Annotated in this window: 20 protein-coding genes, 1 tRNA gene and 1 pseudogene; 16 read left to right on the top strand and 6 right to left on the bottom strand. The window is 70.4% G+C overall.

Annotated features, from left to right (window positions below):
* The first annotated feature begins 6 nt into the window (after positions 1 to 6).
* Positions 7 to 663, top strand: coding sequence for a Maf family protein (locus AB3K78_RS15760; protein ID WP_416444822.1), 657 nt, complete (start codon positions 7 to 9; stop codon positions 661 to 663).
* A gap of 62 nt (positions 664 to 725) precedes the next feature.
* Here the strand turns inward: AB3K78_RS15760 and AB3K78_RS15765 are convergent, their stop codons facing one another.
* Positions 726 to 2,450 carry a PucR family transcriptional regulator gene (locus tag AB3K78_RS15765; protein WP_416444824.1) on the bottom strand — a complete coding sequence of 575 codons (1,725 nt, stop codon included), beginning with the start codon at positions 2,448 to 2,450 and terminating at the stop codon, positions 726 to 728.
* 256 nt (positions 2,451 to 2,706) lie between these two features.
* On the opposite strand from AB3K78_RS15765, the gene AB3K78_RS15770 reads away from it, so the two are divergent.
* The 4 genes from AB3K78_RS15770 to AB3K78_RS15785 all read left to right on the top strand — a co-directional run bounded on the left by AB3K78_RS15770 (position 2,707) and on the right by AB3K78_RS15785 (position 5,546).
* Entirely contained in the window at positions 2,707 to 4,071 is a 1,365-nt protein-coding gene (locus tag AB3K78_RS15770; protein WP_416444826.1) for an aspartate aminotransferase family protein, read from the top strand.
* Between the two features lie 223 nt (positions 4,072 to 4,294).
* Complete coding sequence (locus AB3K78_RS15775) at positions 4,295 to 4,606, top strand: DUF2853 family protein (protein WP_416444828.1); 312 nt, start codon at positions 4,295 to 4,297, stop codon at positions 4,604 to 4,606.
* Positions 4,607 to 4,640: 34 nt separating this feature from the next.
* Positions 4,641 to 5,000 carry a TfoX/Sxy family protein gene (locus AB3K78_RS15780; RefSeq protein WP_416444830.1) on the top strand — a complete coding sequence of 120 codons (360 nt, stop codon included), beginning with the start codon at positions 4,641 to 4,643 and terminating at the stop codon, positions 4,998 to 5,000.
* Between the two features lie 129 nt (positions 5,001 to 5,129).
* Complete coding sequence (locus tag AB3K78_RS15785; protein ID WP_416444832.1) at positions 5,130 to 5,546, top strand: hypothetical protein; 417 nt, start codon at positions 5,130 to 5,132, stop codon at positions 5,544 to 5,546.
* A gap of 81 nt (positions 5,547 to 5,627) precedes the next feature.
* Here AB3K78_RS15785 and AB3K78_RS15790 read toward each other — a convergent pair whose 3' ends face one another.
* The 3 genes from AB3K78_RS15790 to AB3K78_RS15800 are packed head-to-tail and all read right to left on the bottom strand — an operon-like array spanning position 5,628 to position 7,458.
* Positions 5,628 to 6,275 carry a dihydrofolate reductase family protein gene (locus tag AB3K78_RS15790; RefSeq protein WP_416444834.1) on the bottom strand — a complete coding sequence of 216 codons (648 nt, stop codon included), beginning with the start codon at positions 6,273 to 6,275 and terminating at the stop codon, positions 5,628 to 5,630.
* Positions 6,276 to 6,287: 12 nt separating this feature from the next.
* Entirely contained in the window at positions 6,288 to 7,004 is a 717-nt protein-coding gene (locus AB3K78_RS15795) for a winged helix-turn-helix transcriptional regulator (RefSeq protein WP_416444836.1), read from the bottom strand.
* 1 nt (position 7,005) lies between these two features.
* Positions 7,006 to 7,458, bottom strand: a complete 453-nt coding sequence (locus AB3K78_RS15800; protein ID WP_416444838.1) for a VOC family protein — start codon at positions 7,456 to 7,458, stop codon at positions 7,006 to 7,008.
* Between the two features lie 186 nt (positions 7,459 to 7,644).
* On the opposite strand from AB3K78_RS15800, the gene AB3K78_RS15805 reads away from it, so the two are divergent.
* The 6 genes from AB3K78_RS15805 to AB3K78_RS15830 all read left to right on the top strand — a co-directional run bounded on the left by AB3K78_RS15805 (position 7,645) and on the right by AB3K78_RS15830 (position 13,478).
* Positions 7,645 to 8,067, top strand: a complete 423-nt coding sequence (locus tag AB3K78_RS15805; RefSeq protein ID WP_416444840.1) for a MarR family winged helix-turn-helix transcriptional regulator — start codon at positions 7,645 to 7,647, stop codon at positions 8,065 to 8,067.
* A gap of 77 nt (positions 8,068 to 8,144) precedes the next feature.
* Complete coding sequence (locus AB3K78_RS15810; protein ID WP_416444842.1) at positions 8,145 to 9,470, top strand: MFS transporter; 1,326 nt, start codon at positions 8,145 to 8,147, stop codon at positions 9,468 to 9,470.
* Between the two features lie 246 nt (positions 9,471 to 9,716).
* Positions 9,717 to 10,457, top strand: a complete 741-nt coding sequence (locus tag AB3K78_RS15815) for an ABC transporter ATP-binding protein (protein ID WP_416444844.1) — start codon at positions 9,717 to 9,719, stop codon at positions 10,455 to 10,457.
* Positions 10,458 to 10,518: 61 nt separating this feature from the next.
* A complete protein-coding gene (locus AB3K78_RS15820) occupies positions 10,519 to 11,703 on the top strand; it encodes a YhgE/Pip family protein (protein ID WP_416444846.1) in 1,185 nt (394 codons plus the stop codon).
* Positions 11,704 to 11,774: 71 nt separating this feature from the next.
* Entirely contained in the window at positions 11,775 to 12,791 is a 1,017-nt protein-coding gene (locus AB3K78_RS15825) for a YhgE/Pip family protein (RefSeq protein ID WP_416444848.1), read from the top strand.
* Between the two features lie 126 nt (positions 12,792 to 12,917).
* The gene (locus AB3K78_RS15830; protein ID WP_416444850.1) at positions 12,918 to 13,478 is read left to right on the top strand and encodes a TetR/AcrR family transcriptional regulator; all 561 of its coding nucleotides are present in this window, start codon (positions 12,918 to 12,920) and stop codon (positions 13,476 to 13,478) included.
* Between the two features lie 29 nt (positions 13,479 to 13,507).
* On the opposite strand, the gene AB3K78_RS15835 is transcribed toward AB3K78_RS15830, so the two are convergent.
* Both AB3K78_RS15835 and AB3K78_RS15840 read right to left on the bottom strand, forming a co-directional pair.
* Positions 13,508 to 14,599: an alpha/beta hydrolase gene (locus tag AB3K78_RS15835; RefSeq protein ID WP_416444852.1), complete on the bottom strand. Its 1,092-nt coding sequence runs from the start codon at positions 14,597 to 14,599 to the stop codon at positions 13,508 to 13,510.
* A gap of 13 nt (positions 14,600 to 14,612) precedes the next feature.
* Positions 14,613 to 15,818: a pyridoxal phosphate-dependent aminotransferase gene (locus AB3K78_RS15840; protein WP_416444854.1), complete on the bottom strand. Its 1,206-nt coding sequence runs from the start codon at positions 15,816 to 15,818 to the stop codon at positions 14,613 to 14,615.
* A gap of 212 nt (positions 15,819 to 16,030) precedes the next feature.
* On the opposite strand from AB3K78_RS15840, the gene AB3K78_RS15845 reads away from it, so the two are divergent.
* The 5 genes and pseudogenes from AB3K78_RS15845 (at position 16,031) to rplA (ending at position 18,683) form a co-directional block, all read left to right on the top strand.
* A tRNA-Trp gene (locus AB3K78_RS15845) sits at positions 16,031 to 16,106 on the top strand.
* Positions 16,107 to 16,161: 55 nt separating this feature from the next.
* Positions 16,162 to 16,434: a preprotein translocase subunit SecE gene (gene secE / locus AB3K78_RS15850; protein ID WP_416444856.1), complete on the top strand. Its 273-nt coding sequence runs from the start codon at positions 16,162 to 16,164 to the stop codon at positions 16,432 to 16,434.
* 49 nt (positions 16,435 to 16,483) lie between these two features.
* Positions 16,484 to 17,293, top strand: coding sequence for a transcription termination/antitermination protein NusG (gene nusG, locus AB3K78_RS15855; RefSeq protein WP_416444858.1), 810 nt, complete (start codon positions 16,484 to 16,486; stop codon positions 17,291 to 17,293).
* Between the two features lie 258 nt (positions 17,294 to 17,551).
* Positions 17,552 to 17,982, top strand: a pseudogene (gene rplK, locus AB3K78_RS15860) (50S ribosomal protein L11).
* A gap of 11 nt (positions 17,983 to 17,993) precedes the next feature.
* The gene (rplA, locus tag AB3K78_RS15865; RefSeq protein ID WP_046455295.1) at positions 17,994 to 18,683 is read left to right on the top strand and encodes a 50S ribosomal protein L1; all 690 of its coding nucleotides are present in this window, start codon (positions 17,994 to 17,996) and stop codon (positions 18,681 to 18,683) included.
* Positions 18,684 to 18,701 lie beyond the last annotated feature (18 nt).

Raw genomic sequence — 18,701 nt, forward strand, 5'->3', positions numbered from 1 at the left:
CGCGGCATGCGCCTGATCCTCGCTTCGACCTCGCCCGCCCGTCTCTCGGTGCTGCGCGCCGCCGGCATCGAGCCGATCTGCTTCTCGCCGCGGGTCGACGAGGAAGCCGAGGTCGTCGCGCGCGAGGCGGAGCTGGGTCGGGCCCTCACCGCACCCGAGCTCGTCGAGTACCTCGGCCGGCTGAAAGCCGAGGACGTCGTGCATCGGCACGCAGCCGAGATCGCGGAGCTCGGCGGCGGGCTCGTGCTCGGCGGCGATTCGGCGTTCCTGATCGACGATCAGATCCTCGGCAAGCCGCACCTGCCCGAGGTGGCGCTCGCGCGCGCCAAGCAGCACCGCGGCCGCAGCGGTGTGCTGCACTCCGGGCACTGGCTCGTCGACGTCGCGGCCGATGGATCCCCGCAGGGGGCCGCTGGCGCCGTCGACACCGCGACGGTGTCGCTCGCGGCGGACGTGACCGACGCCGAGCTGGAGGCGTACGTCGCGACCGGGGAGCCGCTGGAGCTCGCCGGTGGATTCGCGATCGACGGCCTCGCGGGAGCGTTCATCGATCGGGTGGAGGGGGCGACCAGCTGCGTGATCGGGCTCTCGCTGCCGGCGTTCCGACGCCTCGTGCGCGAGCTCGGGCACGACTACCCGTCGCTCTGGAACCGCGCGGCGTAGGACCCGGCGTCTCGTTCCTCGTGCGGGGCGGCCGACGGCTTCTCGCGCGGACCCCGCTCCGGCTACCGCTCCCGGCGGGCGAGCAGCGCGACCGTGAGCGTCGCGATGGTCATGCCGTCGGTCAGATCGACGCCCAGCAGCTCCTCGATGAGCGCGATCCGCTGATAGAAGACCGAGCGCGAGAGCCGCGCCCGCTGCGCCGCGAGCGAGCGGTTCGCGGGGTGCGCGGTCACGGCGTCGAGCACGCGCACGAGGTCGCCGTGGTGCTCCCGGTCGTATTCGACGAGGGGCGACAGCACGTCGCTCGCGAACTCCTGCACCTCGGGCGTTCCCGAGAGCTCGCGGACGAGGAACGCGAGCGGTTGCCGCTCGGCCTGCTGCACGCTGACTCGGCCCGCTCGGGTCGCCGCGGGCAGGATCCCGACCGCGCGCACCGTCTCGAGTGACGAGATCGCGCCGCGCAGACGCCGGGCGGGAACCCCGAGACCGAGGTGCGCGCGCCAGCCGGCCGGGGTGGCGGCCGGAGCGAGCGCGTCGATCTCCCTGGCGAGCCGGGCCGCCAGGGGCGAGGCGATCCCGCGATCGCCGGTCGGGGCGACTCGCGCGTCGCCGTCGGGGAAGGAGAGCAGCGCGAGGAGCACGGGGCGATCGGTGCTCGCGCGCGTTGCGCCGGCATCGCCCGCCGCGCTCCCGGAGGGGCCGGGGCCGAACGCCGCCAGTTCGCCGTCGTCGACCGCGATGAGCGCGCGGCCCTCGGGTGCGATCGCCCGGCGCAGCGCCGACTCCAGCACCGAGCGCTCCTTCGCGGCGGGCCCGCCGAAATCGCCGGCGCCGCGGAGCGTGACTCCGACGGTCACCCGGCCCGCGACCGGCAGCCCGCCCGCCGCGAGCTGAGCTGCGAGCTCGGTCTCGTGCCGGTATCGTCCCCCGAGCAGCGCGCCGACGAGCCGCTTCGACGAGAACCGCACCCAGGCGTCGCCGTCGGGATCGGCGAGGCGTCCGAGCGCGAGGGCGAACGCCCCGAGCTCGAGCACCGTGCGCCGTCCGGCGGGGTGGGGCGCGCCGGGCAGCGCGGTGAGGAATCCCCAGCGGCTGCCCCGCGCCTCGACGGGGACCCGGACCCAGCCTGCGGGAAGCTCGAACCCGCGTCCGTCCGACGCGACCCAGGCCGAGAGCACCTCCTCGGGCGGGTGCCCCGGGCCCGACCAGGCGACGACCCGGTGCGCGGAATCTTCGAGCACGACCGGGGCGCCGATGGTCTCGGCGAGCCGTTCGATCACGTAGTCGACCGGGCTGCGGTTGAGCCCGAGCTCGGTGAGCATGTCGTGGACCTGCGCGCGGGCGCGCAATGCCTCGTTCTGCGCGGCGAGGATCCGCTGGTGCACGCGCTGGGTGATCTGCACGAAGCGGACCTCGCGGCGCAGCACGGCGAGCGGGATCCCGTCGCGCTCGCAGGCGGAGACGAGCGGGGCCGGCGCCTCGGTGAAGTGCACTCCGAGCTCGAGCACGATCGCGGCGACGTCGGCGGCGACGAGCGCTTCGGCGATGCGGGCGAGGCTCCCCTCGTCGCGGGGCCAGCCCGCGCCCGTGGTGAGGACGAGCTCGCCCCCGTCGAGCAGCGAGGCGCCGCCGTCGGCGCCGCTCCCGGCGACCACGTGAGCCCATCGGACCTCGCGGTCGAGTCCGCCGCGTCCGGCGATCAGTTCGAGACGTCCGTCGGCGAGCTCGGGGAGCGCGAGCACCGCGCGCACGCTCGGCAGCGGGGGACGTTCGAGGGGGTCGGCCATGGTGTGCTCCGCTCGCTCCGGGACAACGCCCCGATCGGGGCCACGCGGCTATCATACAGAGTGTCCGGTTGGCTTCAGAAGTGCGGTCGCTTTGCGTGATTCCGGCAAGGAACCTCGCTGAAATACTGGTGACAGTGCGCCGCGCTCGAGGCCGAACACACTGCCCGAGGCGGCGCGGAGGCGACGACCGCGCACGCCGCGCGAGCCGCGCTCCCGCAGCGAGACACCACGAAGAAGAGGATCCGGAGCAGAACCCATGAGCGACTTCATCGACCAGAACGGCGCCGAGCAGAGCTTCGGCGACACCGACGCCCAGCGCGAGGTACGCGCGAACGACCGCCAGTACGTCTTCCACTCCTGGTCGGCGCAGGGCAAGATCGACCCGATCCCCGTCGCCAAGGGCGAGGGCGTGCGCTTCTGGGACTACGACGGGAAGGAGTACCTCGACTTCTCCTCGCAGCTCGTCAACCTGAACCTCGGGCACCAGCACCCGGGACTGGTCAAGGCGATCCAGGAGCAGGCGGGACGTCTGGCGACGATCCAGCCGGCCATGGCGAACGACGTGCGCGGCGAGCTCGCGAAGCGCATCGTCGAGCGCAGCTTCGACGGCGCCCGCTCGGTGTTCTTCACCAACGGCGGTGCCGAGGCCAACGAGTACGCGGTCCGCATGGCCCGGCAGCACACCGGCCGCCAGAAGGTGCTCGCCCGGTTCCGCTCCTACCACGGCTCCACCGCGACGGCGATCACCCTGACCGGCGAATCGCGCCGCTGGGCGAACGGCACCCCCGACGCCGGCGTCGTGCACTTCTTCGGTCCCTACCAGTACCGTTCCGAGTTCTACGCGGAGACCCCGGAGCAGGAGGCGGAGCGCGCGCTCACCCACCTGGAACACACGATCCAGCTGGAGGGCCCCGCGACCATCGCGGCGATCATCCTCGAGACCGTCACCGGCACCAACGGCATCTTCGTGCCGCCGCCCGGCTACCTCGCCGGCGTGCGTGCGCTCTGCGACAAGTACGGCATCGTCCTGATCTGCGACGAGGTCATGGCGGGCTTCGGTCGTACCGGCGAGTGGTTCGCCTACCAGGCGTTCGACGTGAAGCCGGATCTCGTGAGCTTCGCGAAGGGAGTGAACTCGGGGTACGTGCCGCTCGGCGGCGTGGTGATCTCGGAGGAGATCCACAACAGCTTCGTCGAGAAGCCGTTCCCGGGCGGTCTCACCTACAGCGGTCACCCCCTGGGCTGCGCCGCGGGCGTCGCGACCTTCGACATCTTCGAGGAGGAGGGGATCATCGAGCGCGTCCGCGACCTGGCCGCCCGCGTCGTCGAGCCCCGCCTGCGCGAGCTCGCCGAGAAGCACCCGTCGATCGGCGAGGTGCGCGGTACCGGCCTGTTCTGGGCGCTGGAGCTCGTCACCGATCGCGGCACCCGGGCGCCGCTCGAGGGCGAGGGCTACAACGCGGTCATCGCGGCCTGCAAGAACTCGGGCCTGTGGCCGTTCGCGGCGGGCAACCGCCTGCAGATCGCCCCGCCGCTCGTCATCAGCGAGGCGGACCTGGTCCGTGGCCTCGACATCATCGATGCCGCGCTCGACGTCGCCGACGGGTACGTGGCTGCGTAGCCTGCGCGACGACCCGTGCGGGAGGGCTCCGGAGCTTCGGCTCCGGAGCCCGTTCTCGTCCGCGTCGGTGTCCTCGGTCCGGTGGCGCGCCGGGAACGGCGTTCCCCTGGAGTAAACCGACGCTCGGCGAACTCCCAGTTTTTCCCCTCGACTGGCTGTGCTCGCAAGGTCAGACTGATCCCAGGCCCGCTGGGGGCCGAGCGTCCCGAAAGGATCACCGCAGATGAGCGCTCTCGAAGACATCAGGAAGTACGCCCCGGACGCCGAGGAATCGGTGGTCGCCGCGATGGAGAAGACGTATGCGCTCGCGCTGCGCGATGCCGACGCGCGCCAGGTGTCCTTCAGCGACCAGGCGGAGCTGAAGACGGTGCGGGACAACTTCGTGAAGGGCAAGCTCGGCGTCACCGATTCCGACGCTGACATCGATGCGGCGATCGCGAAGGTGGGGGAGCGGGTTCCCGGTCACAAGCAGCGGCTCACGGTCTACTACCTGCTCGCGCAGCACTACGGCAAGCTCTCCGTCTTCGGCGGCTGAGCGGGCGCCGAACGCGCCGAGGCGCGGAGCCGAGATGCAGATGCCGAAGGCCTCCGAGGAGCAGAAGCAGCACTTCCGCGATCTGATCGCGGAAGTGGGCGCGAGTGCTCCCGAGGTGGAGGTGAAGCCGATGTTCGGCCAGCTCGGGGCGTTCGTGAACGGCAACATGTTCGCGGGGCTGTTTGGACCCGACCTCGGTGTGAAGCTCGCCGAACCGGACGCGGTCGTGCTGGCCGCGTCCGGTGGCGGGCCGTTCGGGCCGGTCGAGCGGCCGATGGGCGGGTATCTGACGTTGCCGGCGGACGCGGATGCGACGGAGTGGATCGGGCGAGCGCTGGCCCAGGTCGCCGCGCTTCCACCGAAGGCACCGAAGCCGCCTCGGGCGAAGCGCTGATCGGTCCCCCGCCTATGCGGATCGCGGTTCCGGTCCCAACCGCTCCGGGTGGGAGAAATCGAGCGGGCCCGTGTGGGCCGCCAGGGCGAATAGTCGATCGTCGACCCGGTCGAAGCGCGCCCCGAAGCGATGCTCCGCTCGGTCGATTCGCTTGGTGAGTTTCGCGTCGACCGCGTCGATTCGCTTGCCGAGTTGGGATTCGACCTGGTCGATTCGTTTGCCGAGTTGACTCTCGACCTGGTCGATCCGCTTGGTGAGCTTCGTTTCGACCGCGTCGATTCGGTGGGTGAGAGCGGTCTCGATCTCTCGGATCTGAACGGTGAGTCGGGCATCGACGTGACCGAGGGTGGTTCCGACGGCGTCGATGCGGTGTTCCAGGCCGTCGATGCGATGGGTGAGGCGACCCTCCGAGCGGCGGCTGGTCGTCAGGATCATGCCGCCGAGGGTGGCGCCGAGCGTCACGAAGCCGACGAGGACGGTGACGAGCGAGCTGAGCTCCAAACTGCCTCCTCGGTCTGCCGGACTGGTGGATACCAGCCAGGCTAGGCGCGTTCAGTGCGTCTTGCGGTCGCCGAACGCAATCTGTGGAGAACTCGTGCCGGACCCGAACTGTGTCGGACGATCCGGCTACTCGGACGAGTCGGAAGGGCCCATGATCCCGGTCGCGGGCTCCCCGGGAAGCGGCGCGTAGCGCAGCAGCACGGTTCCGGCGTTCCCGGCAACCGGGGGCTCCAGGAGCCGGAGATTGCGCGGTGCGGCGCCATCGGGGAACACGCGACGCCCCTCGCCGAGCACCACGGGATAGACCCACAGCCGCAGTTCATCGAAGAGTCGCTCGGCGAACAGCGTCTGGGCGAGATCGATGCTGCCGATCACATGCGTCTCGCGGTGGCGGGCGCGCAGCACCGCGACCTCGCTCGCGAGGTCCTCCCCGATCCGGGTGCTGCCGGCCCAATCGAGCCGCGTCACCGGGTTCCGCGAGGCGACGTATTTCGGGCGGGCGTTGAGGATCCGCCCGATCTCCGTCTCGTCGTGCAGCGGCCAGTAGGCGGCGAAGAGATCCGCGGTGCGGCGGCCCAGGAGCAGCGCGTCCATGCTCCGGATGCCGTCCAGGATCGTGCGACCGGCCATGTCGTCGTCGAACGGCGCCTGCCAGCCGCCGAAGCGGAAGCCGCCGCTCGGGTCCTCGTCGGGGCCTCCCGGCGCCTGGGCGACTCCGTCGAGGGTGGTGAAGAGGTCGATCACGATGCGACCGGCCCGATCCTGCTCGTGCATGGTGGACTCCGTTCAGGTGAGCGCGTGCTCGGGGAGGTCCCGGGCGTGTGCGGGGGTGATCCGATCGATGCGGAAGGTTTCGGCGAAGCCGCCGAGCACGGAGGCGTCGCCCCGCACCACGGCGACGAGATCCTGCTCGATCGCTTCGGCGGCCGTGACCTCGCCGCCGATGAGGCGACGGATGCCGGGTCCGGCGACGATCACGCCGTCGGGGTCTCCGTCGGGGACGCGGTTGCCCGCGACCGTCGGATCCGGTGCGATCCTGGCGACGGTGAGCGCGCGGTCGCGGACCGTCGCGCGGAGGGCGACCTCGCCGACGTGGAGCTCGTAGTCCGCGTCGGCCGCATGCTCGGGGCGGAACGACGTGCGCAGCGCCATGCTGAGCGAGTCGGGCGTGACGATGTCGTCCGCTTCCGGCTCTCCCATCGCCTGGAAACCCCAGCGTCCCAGCGCGAGCATGATCGGCTCGAGCGCGCGCCCGTAGTCGGTGAGCTCGTAGACGAGGCCGCACCTGGCGAGCGGGACCCGCCGCACCACTCCGCCCTCCTGCAGCTCCTTGAGGCGAGTGCTGAGGATGTTGGTCGGGATGCGGGGGAGCCCCTGCTTCAGATCGGTGTATCGGCGGGGTCCGACGAGCAGGTCGCGGAGGATGAGCAGCGCCCATCGCTCCCCGACCAGCTCGACGGCGGAGGTGACGCCGCAGTACTGGCCGTAACTGCGCGCGGCCATCTCAGGACCCGGGGACCGGATCCGGGCCTGCGCCGTGCTCGGCGACGTAGGCCTCGGGGCCCTGCTCGGCGGCGGCCTGCGCCATCCAGTTGAAATCGATGATGTTGCCGTCCGGGTCGTGCAGGCCGCGCTGGTACATGAAGCCGTAGTCCTTGGCCTCGCCGGCCTCGGACCCACCGGCGGCGATGCCGGCTTCGACGACGGCGTCGACGGCCTCGCGGGAGTCGCGGGTGAAGGCGACCGACACCTGCGCGCTCGTCTCGGGATCCGCGATCGGCTTCTCGGTGAACTGCGAGAAGTGCTGGTGCGTCAGCATCATGAAGTAGGTGTTCTCGTCCCAGACGATGCAGGCGGCGTTCTCGTCGGTGAAGAGCGGGTTGATGCCGGCGCCGAGCGCCGTGTAGAACGCCTTGCTGCGTTCGAGGTCCTTGGTGGTGAGGTTGACGAAGATCACGATGACTCCCTTGTGCGTTCGATGACTCGGGCCTGCCCGATACGACTAGCTTGCAAAAAACAAGCAAGCTTGTCAACGACGAGTTCTGCCCAGGGGTGCTCGATCGCGCAACTACATAGCGCAACTATGTAAAAAGTGCTACGGTTGCTTGCTGTGGAAGAGAACGTATCGGAGAGTGGGGTCCGAATGGATCGCCTGGCTCTTGAATTGACTCGGGCGACCTCGCGATTCACCCGGCTCGCCGGGCGGGTCCCCGGCAGCTCCTACTCGACCGTCGCGTGGCGGGTCCTCGCCGAGCTCGAGCTGCTCGGCCCCGCGCGGATCAGCGAACTCGCCCAGCGCGAGCGGATCGCGCAGCCCTCCATGACGGCGCTCGTGCAGCGACTCGAGTCCGAGGGCTGGGTCGATCGCGGTCCCGATCCGCACGACGGCCGGGCCACCCGCATCGAGATCACCGCCGCGGGCGCCGCAGCGCTCTCCCAATATCGGCGCGCGGCCGCGGAACGGTTCCGTCCGCTGCTCGCCGACCTCACCGACTTCGACCGGGCGACGCTCTCACGCGCGGCAGAGCTGCTCCAGCAGCTCGCCGACGGCGTCGACCGCGCCTAGCCCGGCGAACCACCCCCATCGATCCCGAAGGAGTCATCACGAGTACGCTCACCGATCCCCAGCCGTCCACCGGATCCGTGCCGGTGCCGAGCCCGGGCGGCGCCCGGCCCGCAGCTCGCACCGCGACACCGCGCAAGGCCTCGATCCTGCGGCAGCCCACCGCGGTCTGGGCGATCGCCTTCGCCTGCGCCATCTCCTTCATGGGGATCGGGCTCGTCGATCCGATCCTCCCCGCGATCAGCCACGAACTCGGTGCGAGCTCGGGGCAGACGATGCTGCTCTTCACGAGCTACCTCTTCATCACCGGCATCGCCATGTTCTTCACCAGTTGGGTCTCGGGCCTGCTCGGCGTGCGCTGGACCCTGGTGCTCGGGCTGATCCTCATCGTCGCGTTCGCGGCGTTCGCCGGCCTCTCCGGCACCGTGGACGAGATCATCGGGTTCCGGGCCGGCTGGGGCCTCGGCAACGCGCTCTTCATCTCGACCGCCCTCGCCGCCATCGTCGGCGCGGCATCGGGCGGCTCCCGGCAGGCGATCGTGCTCTACGAGGCCGCGCTGGGGGTCGGCATGGCGGTCGGCCCGCTCGTCGGGGGCGCTCTCGGGTCGATCTCGTGGCGCGGCCCCTTCTTCGGGACCTCGGCGCTCATGGCGATCGCACTCGTCGCGATCCTCGTGCTGCTGCGCGCGCCGAAGCAGAGCGCGGCCGAGCGCGCTGCCGCCCGCGCGTCCCGACCCTCGTTCACGGCCAGCTTCCGGGCGCTCCGCAATCCGGCGCTGCTCGCGCTCGCCGCAGTGGCCTTCTTCTACAACTTCGGCTTCTTCGTGCTGCTGGCCTACAGCCCGTATCCGATGGAGGCCGCGGCGAAGGCGGCCGGCATGACGGCGTTCGGTGCGCACGAGCTCGGCCTCGTGTTCTTCGGCTGGGGTCTCGCGCTCGCGGTCACCTCGGTGCTCGTCGCGCCGGTGCTGACCCGCCGCTTCGGTCTGCGCCCGGTGCTCTTCACGATGCTCGGCGGGCTCACCGTCTGCCTGGCGCTGCTGGGCGTCTTCGTCGGCAGCTTCACGGGCCTGGTCGTGGTGATCGTCGTCAGCGGCCTGCTGCTCGGCATCATGAACACCGCCCTCACCGAAGCGGTCATGGAGGCGACGGATCTGCCGCGAAACGTGGCCTCCTCCACCTACTCGGCCGTGCGCTTCATCGGCGGCGCGATCGCGCCCGCCGTCGCCGGCCCCATCGCAGCGGGTCTCGGTGCCGCGGCCCCCTACTGGATCGGCGCGGCGTCGCTCGTGGTCTCGATCATCGTGCTCGCGAGCGTCGGGCACCTGCTGCACCGTGTCGGTGCGACGCCGCACGAGAGCGCGGCGGGAGAGGCGCAGGCGATCACGGCGGGCGACGCCGTGTAGCCGCGTCGCGGCGCATCGGCTCTCCCGGCCCGGGCGGGTCGGCGGCCGCCACTCAGCCGGACTCGAGCGCTCAGCCGGACGGATCCCAGCGATTCGTCCGGCTGAGCGCTCGAGTCCGGCTGAGTGCGTGAGGGGAGCACATGGCCGCCCCGTCGGGGGATCACTCGGCCGCCTGTTTGCGCTCTCAGGTTCATCGTTTTAGACTGACTAGTCAGTTTAGGAACGCATCGAACCAGAGGAACCTCCGTGAACGCATCGGATCCGACCCAGATCCTGGAACTCGATCGGCCGACCGGGAACCCCGTACCCGCTCCCGCGACCGGTCCCGCAGGCACCGCGCACCCCGCCTTCGAACTGCGCGGTGCGACCGTGACCGCCGACCGCGGCACCGTCTTCGGCCCGCTCAGCGTCACGAGCGCGAGCCCGGTCTCGGTCGTGCTCGGCTCGCGCGGCACGGGGCGCACCTCCCTGCTGCTCAGCATCTCCGGCCGTATGCGGCTGAGCGGGGGCGAGCTCACCACGCTCGGCGAGAGCCGGCTCAGCGAGATCCGCAGCCGCACCGGCGTCGTCGGCTTCGAGGCCGTGGACGCGCTCGAGCAGGCCGTGACGCTCGGCGCGACCCTGCGTGAGCGGCTCGCCTGGGCCATGCCCTGGTATCGACGCACGCCCCGCGTCACCCCGGAGCTGTCGTCCGAACTGCTGGCCACCGCCTTCGGCGAGTTCGAGCAGCCGGACCCCGGCACGCTCGTGCGTGAGCTGGGCGCCGCCGAGGAGATGCTCGTGCGCGTCGCGCTCGCCCTCATCGAAGGGCCCGAGCTCCTCGTCGTCGACGACTTCGACGCCGTGCGGGATCCCGCGGAGCGCGCCATCGTCGCCGAGCGCCTGGGCGCGCTCGCGGCGCAGGGGATCCGCGTGGTGCTCGCCACCAGCGACCCGGGCGACGTCGAGCTCTTCGCCGCCCACGAGCCGACCGTCGTCGAGCTCTGATCCCCTCGCCCCGGCCGCGCCACAGCACCGACGAACGTCACCGATAGTCGAAAGAACCGCAATGTCACTCCTCACCCGCAGCACCGAGCTGAAGCGCTTCAAGCAGGGCACCCTGCCGAAGATCGCGCTCGTGGTGCTCCTCGTCATCCCGCTCATCTACGGCGCCCTGTACCTCTGGGCGTTCTGGGCTCCCACCGACAACCTCGACAAGCTCCCCGTTGCGATCGTCAACCTCGACGAGTCCGCCGAGAAGCCCGACGGTTCGAAGCTCTCCGCCGGCCACGACGTCGTCGAGCAGCTGCAGGACCGCAAGGACCTCGACTGGAAGGCGCTCGACGCCGACTCGGCGAAGACCGCGGTGTCGGACGGAGACGTGTACTTCTCGGTCACGATCCCGAAGGACTTCTCGAGCACCCTCGCCGGGCTGCAGGACGATCCGAAGGCCGGGGAGATCCAGGTCGTGTACAACGACAACAACTCCTTCCTCGCCTCGACCCTGGGCAAGCAGGCGATGGTCCAGCTGCGCGGCGCGGTCGCGGAGACCGCGACGCAGACCGCCGCCGAGCAGGTGCTCGTGGGCGTCGAGAAGCTGAGCGACGGTACCCGCACCGCCGCCGATGCCGCGGGCACCCTCGAGCAGGGCACGTCCGCACTCGCGGCGGGCAGCGGCAAGCTCAGCGTCGGGCTCGGCACGCTCGCCGACGGCACGGCCGAGATCGCTGCGGGAGCCCCGGCGCTCGTCGACGGCACGCAGCAGCTCGCGAACGGCGCCGGCGCCGCGCGCGACGGCAGTGCGAAGCTCGCCGCGGGCAGCCAGGCGCTCGCCGAGGGCACGGGCAAGGTGTCGGACGGCGCGACGCAGCTGTCCGCGGGCGCGAAGACGCTGAGCGACAAGCTCCCGGCCGCCGCAGCGGGCGCGACCCAGCTGCGCGCGGGCATGGACGAGCTCGCCGGGAAGGCGCCCGTGCTGGCGAAGGGCGCGAACGACGCTCTGGCTGGCTCGAAGGAGCTCTCGGAAGGTCTGCCGCAGTTGCAGGCCGGTGCCAAGACCGTCTCGGGATCGTTGGCGCGGATCGCCGCACTCGCTCAGAAAAGCCCCAATCTGACGCTGGGCCAACTGGATCAGATGCTCGTGAACGAGGGCGGGTCGTTGAATGCGCTCGTCGGTGGATCGGAGGACCTCGCGACGAAGCTCGAGGAGCTTCGACCGGCGCCCAGCGGCTCACCGTCGGACTCACCGAACTGAACACCGGCGCCTCGGTCCTCCCCGCAAAGGCGGCTCAGGCGCAGGCCGGTGCCCAGCAGCTCGAGGCCGGATTGCAGCAGCTCCAGGCCGGGGCGGGGACCCTCGCCCAGAAGTCGGGCGAACTCGCGGCCGGCGCGCAGCAGGTCGCGGCGAAGAGCCCCGAGCTCGCATCCGGCGCGGGGCAGCTCGCCGCCGGCACCCAGCAGCTCGCGGACGGCGCGGGCGCACTCGCCTCGAAGACGCCCGAGCTGGCCGCCGGCGCGACCAAGCTGAACGACGGTGCGCAGGAGGCCAGCTCGAAGTCGAAGGACCTCGCGAAGGGCGCGACGAAGGTCGACGACGGCGCGGGCACCTTCGCGTCGAAGCTCAAGGACGGTGCCGCCGAGGCGCCGACCTTCGCCGAGGGCCAGACCGCGAAGATCTCCGAGACCATGGCCGCACCGGTCAAGCTCGACGAGACGACCGAGAACGGCGTGCAGGGCTTCGGCGGCGGCTTCGCCCCGTTCTTCATCGCCCTGGCGTCCTTCGTCGGCGCGCTCATCACCTGGCTGATCCTGCGTCCGATGCCGCGCCGCCCGCTCGCGTCGAACGTCTCGGGTCTGCGCTCGGTGCTCACGGGCTTCGGCCCCGCGGCGCTGATCGGCATCGGTCAGGTGATCATCATGATGTCGGTGCTGGTGTTCGGGATCGGCCTGCGACCGGTGCACTGGGTCGGCATGAGCCTGTTCATGCTGCTGACGACGTTCGCGTTCCTCGCGCTGCAGCAGATGTTCATCGCGGTGCTCGGCACGGCGACGGGACGCGTGGTCAGCCTCGTGCTGCTCATGCTGATGCTCTCGTCGTCGGGCGGCACCTACCCGGTCGAGACGACGCCCGGATTCTTCCAGGTGCTGCACCCGTTCATGCCGGCGTCCTACGTGGTCGACGGGCTGCGCCAACTCATCGGCGGCGGCATCGACGGCCGGTTCTGGGGCTCGCTCCTGGTGATGCTCGCGGTGCTCGTCGGTTCGCTCGCGATCAGTGCGATCGCGGCACGCCGGCAGAAGGTGTGGACGATCAAGCGACTGCATCCGGAGCTCGCGATCTAGCGACCCGGGGTTGCGGCCCTCGCGCGGAGATCCGCACGGGATCGCAGATTCCACGGGAATCGGATCCGGGATCGTGCGGATCCCCGCCGGAGCGCTGCGGCACCCGCGGTAGGGGAAGATGGACGCATGGCACGCGTGAACACGAAGCAGCTCATCCGCGACGCGGCGGTGCGCGTGGCGGCCGAGCACGGCATCAGCGGTGCCTCGATGGATCAGATCGCCGAGGCCGCCGGAGTCGCCAAGGGCAGCCTGTACTACAACTTCGCGTCGAAGGACGCGATCTTCGAGGCCGTGATCCAGGGCGGATTCGAGCACCTGGCCGAGGCCGTCGACGCGGCGCGCGAGGGGGTCGCCCCGGCAGATGCCCCGCGTGCGGTGGCGGGCGCCACCCTCGAGACGCTGCGCGGCAACCTGGACCTCGCGAAGCTCATGGCCTCGGAGGTGTTCCGCACGGACCGGCCGTGGGCCTCCGCCATGGATCTGGCCCGCTCATCCGTCGTGGTGCGGTTCCGCGACGTGCTGCGCGACGCGCGCGCCGCCGCGGGGGATCCCACGGCGGACGAGGTGACCGAGATCGCGGGCGCGGCCTTCTTCGGCGCGCTCGCGGGAGCCTGCCTCGACTGGCTGCTGTTCCGGCAGGACCAGTCGATGGAGCAGGTGCTCGACCAGGTGCTCCGCGCGCACTGAAGCCGTCGCCGCGACCCGGACTGCGCGGCTCAGCCCTGCGGCGCGAGGCCGAGGCGCGGATACAGCTCGGGGAACGCGCGCAGCAGCCCGGGCACCAGCGCACTGGTGTGGTCGGCGCCGGGGATCGCGAACCACGAGGTCTCGAATCCCGCGTCGTGCGCGATCTGCGCGGACCGCTTCGTCTGCTCGGTGAACACCGGATCCTGGTCGCCCGCGGTGAACACGGCGACGTGCCCGGCGAAGCGGCCCGCGTTCCGCGCGGCCGTCGTCGCGGGCTTGGCCGCCTCGTAGGCGGCCTCGTCGCCGCCGAACACCTGCTGGAGCACCTCGTCCGGGAACTCGGTTCCCTGGAAGGACTCGCCGGACAGGCTCACCACGTTGCCCCAGACATCGGGGTGGGCGATGCCCCACGCGAGCGCGCAGCCGCCGCCGTTCGAGAAGCCGGCGATCGTCCAGGCGGACGGATCCTTGGCGATGCGCAGGTGCGTGCGCGCCCAGTGCGGGATGTCGGTGGTGAAGTACTCCTCGACCCCGCCGAACGCCGCCGAATCGACGCAGGCGGGGTTGTTGTCGGGCGCTCCGAGCTGGTCGGCGACGATGACAATCGGCGCGAGGCCGTGATGCTCCGAGGCGAGGCGGTCCATCGCCTCGCTGATGGGGCCGGGATCCGGCGACCCGGGTTGCCCCATCATGAAGACGATGAGGGGCAGGGGCGGGGGATCCGGCGTCAGCGCGGCAGGCGGCAGGTAGAGCGATGCGGAGCGCGCGGCGAAGCCGGCGGTCGACGGGATCCGGAGCGCCCCGCTCAGCGGAACGACCGCTCCCTGCTCGGGCAGGTCGCCGGGCGCGCGCCAGGTGTCCGCGACGGGTGCTGCGGGACCGGGACCGGGCAGGGGCGCGGCGATCCGCACCGTCGCTCCGCGGGTCGTGGTGCCGGTCGCCCCGGCCGCCGGAGCGACCCTGGCGAGCGTCTCGTGCACGGCGAGCGCTGCGATCAGCAGGAGGAGCACGAACAGCAGCGAGAGCAGATGGCCCCGCCGGGAACGGAGGCCGTGCGCGGCGATCGGGACGCCGAAGGGCGGTCGGATCCGAGGATCCGACCGCCCTTCGAGGAAACGCACGATCGCGCTCGCGTCAGTTCGTCCCGAGCAGCTTCTGGATGCGCTGCACGCCCTCGAGCAGGGCGTCGTCTCCGAGCGCGTAGCTGAAACGGAGGAAGCCGGAGGGGCCGAAGGCTTCGCCGGGGACCGCGGCGACCTCAGCCTGATCGAGGATCAGGTCGGCCAGCTCGAGCGAGGTGGTCGGGGTGACGCCGGCGATCTCGCGGCCGAGCGCGCCCGCGACGTCGACGTAGGCGTAGAAGGCGCCCTCGGGGGTCGGGGCATGGAAGCCGTCGACCCTGTTGAGTTCCGCGATGATCGTCTTGCGACGGCGGTCGAAGGCCTGCCGCATCTCCTCGATCGGCTCCTGCGGGCCGTTCAGGGCGGCGATCGCCGCGCGCTGCGCGATGTTGTTGATGTTCGAGGTGAGGTGCGACTGCAGGTTCGCGGCGCCCTTGATCACGTCGGCGGGGCCGAGCATCCAGCCGAGACGCCAGCCGGTCATCGCGTAGGTCTTCGCGACGCCGTTGACGAGGATGGTGCGGTCGGCGAGCGCGGGGACCGCCTCGACGATCGAGACGGCCCGCACGCCGTCGTAGGTGAGGTTCTGGTAGATCTCGTCCGAGATGACCCACAGTCCGTTGGCGTCGGCCCACTCGCCGATCGCCTTCGTCTCCTCCGGCGAGTAGACGGCGCCGGTGGGGTTCGAGGGGGAGACGAAGAGCAGCACCTTGGTGCGATCGGTGCGGGCGGCCTCGAGCTGCTCGACGGTCACCTTGTAGCCCTGCTCGGAACCGGCGAACACCTCGACGGGCACGCCGTCGGCCAGGCGGATCGCCTCCGGGTAGGTGGTCCAGTACGGGGCGGGGAGCAGCACCTCGTCGCCCGGATCGAGCAGCGCCTGGAACGACTCGTAGACCGCCTGTTTGCCGCCGTTGGTGACGATGATCTGCGACGCGGGAATCTCGAGGCCCGAGTCGCGCAGCGTCTTCGCCGCGATCGCCTCGCGCAGCTCGGGCAGGCCCGCAGCCGCCGTGTAGCGGAAGTTCTTCGGATCGTCGAGCGCGGCGCGCGCCGCGTCGACGATGTGCGCGGGCGTCGCGAAATCGGGTTCGCCCGCGGCGTAGCTGATGACGGGACGGCCCGCGGCCTGGAGGGCTTTCGCCTTCGCGTCGACCTTGAGCGTTGCGGACTCGGCGATGGCGCCGATCTTCTTTGAAAGACGGGAGATGTGGCTCACGCATCCATCCTACGGCGGAGGGGTGTGCGCCGCTCGCATGCGTTTGCTGGGAGCGCCGCGCCTCCGAGCGGGATCACGGCACGGCGCGCCCGGGCGGAGGGGTGCGCGTTCGACATCCGGCCCCCGATCCCGTAGACTCATCAGCGGTAGTTGACTTCTGCCAGAATTTCCTATGCCCGAAGGGGTTGGAAATTCGGCGGTAAGCACTCCATAGGGCGGTGGCGCAATTGGTAGCGCAGCGGTCTCCAAAACCGCAGGTTGCAGGTTCGAGTCCTGTCCGCCCTGCCACACCTCGTCGCATCGCGGTCGCGAAAGCGACGGGGCGATGAAAGGACGGGAATCCGTGAGCAGCAGTGAAATCGAAGAGTCCGGTGGCGGTCTCGTCGAGCGCGCGAAGGCCGATCGTGCCAAGCGCGGCTGGTTCGGCCGGATCCTCCTGTTCTTCCGGCAGGTCATCGCCGAGCTCAAGAAGGTCGTCACGCCGACCCGCAAGGAGCTCATCAACTACACCCTCGTGGTGATCGGCTTCGTCGTCGTGATGATGGCGCTCGTCTGGGTCCTCGACCTGGCGGCTGGTGCGGCCACCCTGTTCATCTTCGGAACTCCGCTCAACTAGCGCTCCGATCCCAGAGATTTCGTTTTTCGCGAGAGAGCAAGAAAGTCAGATGACGACCGAGAACAACACCCCCGAGTCCGACCTCGACGCTGCCCTCGACGCGCTGGCCCGCTCCGCCGACCCCGAGGCGGATGCCGTGGTCGAGGACGCGCTCGAGATCGACCAGCCCGCCGAGGCCGACGCCGCGGCCACCGCCATCGCCGAGTCCGCCGCCGACGGCGAAGCGGACACCGAGGCCGACGCCGAGGACCCCTACGCCGCGTTCAAGCGCGAGCTGCGGGTCAAGCCGGGCAAGTGGTACGTCGTCCACAGCTACGCGGGCTACGAGCGCAAGGTCAAGTCCAACCTCTGGAACCGCCGCGAGACCATGGGCGCCGTCGACGACATCTTCGAGATCCAGGTCCCCATGGAAGAGGTCATGGAGGTCAAGAACGGTCAGCGCAAGATGGTGACCCGCGTGCGGATCCCCGGGTACGTGCTGGTCCGGATGCACCTCAACGAGAACTCCTGGTCCGTCGTGCGTCACACCCCGGGCGTGACGGGCTTCGTCGGCAACGCGCACAACCCGGTGCCGCTGCGGTTCAAGGAAGCCTTCGAGATGCTTAAGAGCACCGTCGAGCTCGAGCCGGTCGCGACCGCCAAGGGCAAGGCCGCGGCCACCGCCGCGGCGCAGGGCAACGTCGAGATCGACTTCGAGATCGGCGAGACCATCACCATCAAGTCGGGCTCCTTCGAGGGACTGCCCGGCACGATCAGCGAGATCAACCCGGCGAGCGGCAAGCTCACCGTGCTCGTCTCCCTGTTCGAGCGCGAGACCCCGGTCGAGCTCAGCTTCGATCAGGTCACCAAGATGGTCTGACCCTCGAGGTCCGTTTTCCCGAACGCCCCGCTGCTCCCGAGCAGCGGGGCGTTCGCTGTAGCGGGAAGGGTCGGAGTCCTCCGATCGCCGGGCTGACGGCGACCCCGATCCCTGCTACACTGTTGTGGTTTGCGTCCGCGTGATCCGGCTTCGTCGAAGCGGTGACCGCCGATGCGGACCGCGCACCGCGATCCGGAACGGCCGGAAGCCGCGGGAGAGCACGTGCGGCAGCGCGCGCGTTCGAGGAAAGGAAACATCATGGCAAAGGCCAAGAAGGTTACCGGTCTGATCAAGCTTCAGATCGCAGCCGGCGCCGCCAACCCGGCACCCCCGTGGGTCCTGCGCTGGGTCAGCACGGCGTCAACATCATGGAATTCTGCAAGGCCTACAACGCGGCCACGGAGTCCCAGCGGGGCAACATCGTCCCCGTCGAGATCACCGTCTACGAGGACCGTTCGTTCACGTTCGTCCTGAAGACCCCGCCGGCCGCCGAGCTCCTGAAGAAGGCCGCCGGCGTCCAGAAGGGTTCGGGCACCCCGCACACCGTCAAGGTCGCGAAGGTCACCGCCGAGCAGGTTCGCCAGATCGCCGAGCAGAAGCAGGCCGATCTCAACGCGAACGACATCGACGCGGCTTCGAAGATCATCGCGGGCACCGCTCGCTCCATGGGCATCACGGTCGAAGGCTAAGGGGTACGGAAATGGCACAGAAGTCCAAGGCGTACCGCGCCGCTGCCGAGAAGATCGAAGCAGGCAAGTTCTACTCTCCCGCCGAGGCCGTGGCCCTGGCGAAGGAGACCGGTTCCACCAAGACCGACTCGACCGTCGAGGTCGCCGTCAAGCTCGGTGTGGATCCCCGCAAGGCGGACCAGATGGTCCGCGGCACCGTCAGCCTGCCCCACGGCACCGGCAAGACGGCGCGCGTCATCGTGTTCGCGACCGGCCCCGCGGCTGAGGCGGCTCTCGCCGCCGGCGCCGATGAGGTCGGCGGCGACGAGCTGATCGAGAAGGTGGCCGCAGGCTACACCGACTTCGATTCGGCCGTCTCGACCCCGGAGCTCATGGGCAAGGTCGGCCGCCTGGGCAAGGTGCTCGGCCCCCGCGGTCTGATGCCGAACCCCAAGACCGGCACCGTGACCCCGAACGCGGCCCAGGCCGTGACCGACATCAAGGGCGGCAAGATCGAGTTCCGCGTCGACAAGCACGCCAACGTGCACTTCATCGTCGGCAAGGCGTCGTTCTCGGCCGAGCAGCTGAACGACAACATCGCCTCGGTGCTCGAGGAGATCGTGCGTCTGAAGCCGGCGTCGTCGAAGGGCAAGTACCTGATCAAGGGTGCCGTCTCGACCACGTTCGGCCCGGGCATCCCGCTCGACGTCAACAACATCTGATCGAGGCGCGTCCGCAGG

This window comes from Leucobacter sp. HNU (genome assembly GCF_047946755.1).
Classification (GTDB): domain Bacteria; phylum Actinomycetota; class Actinomycetes; order Actinomycetales; family Microbacteriaceae; genus Leucobacter.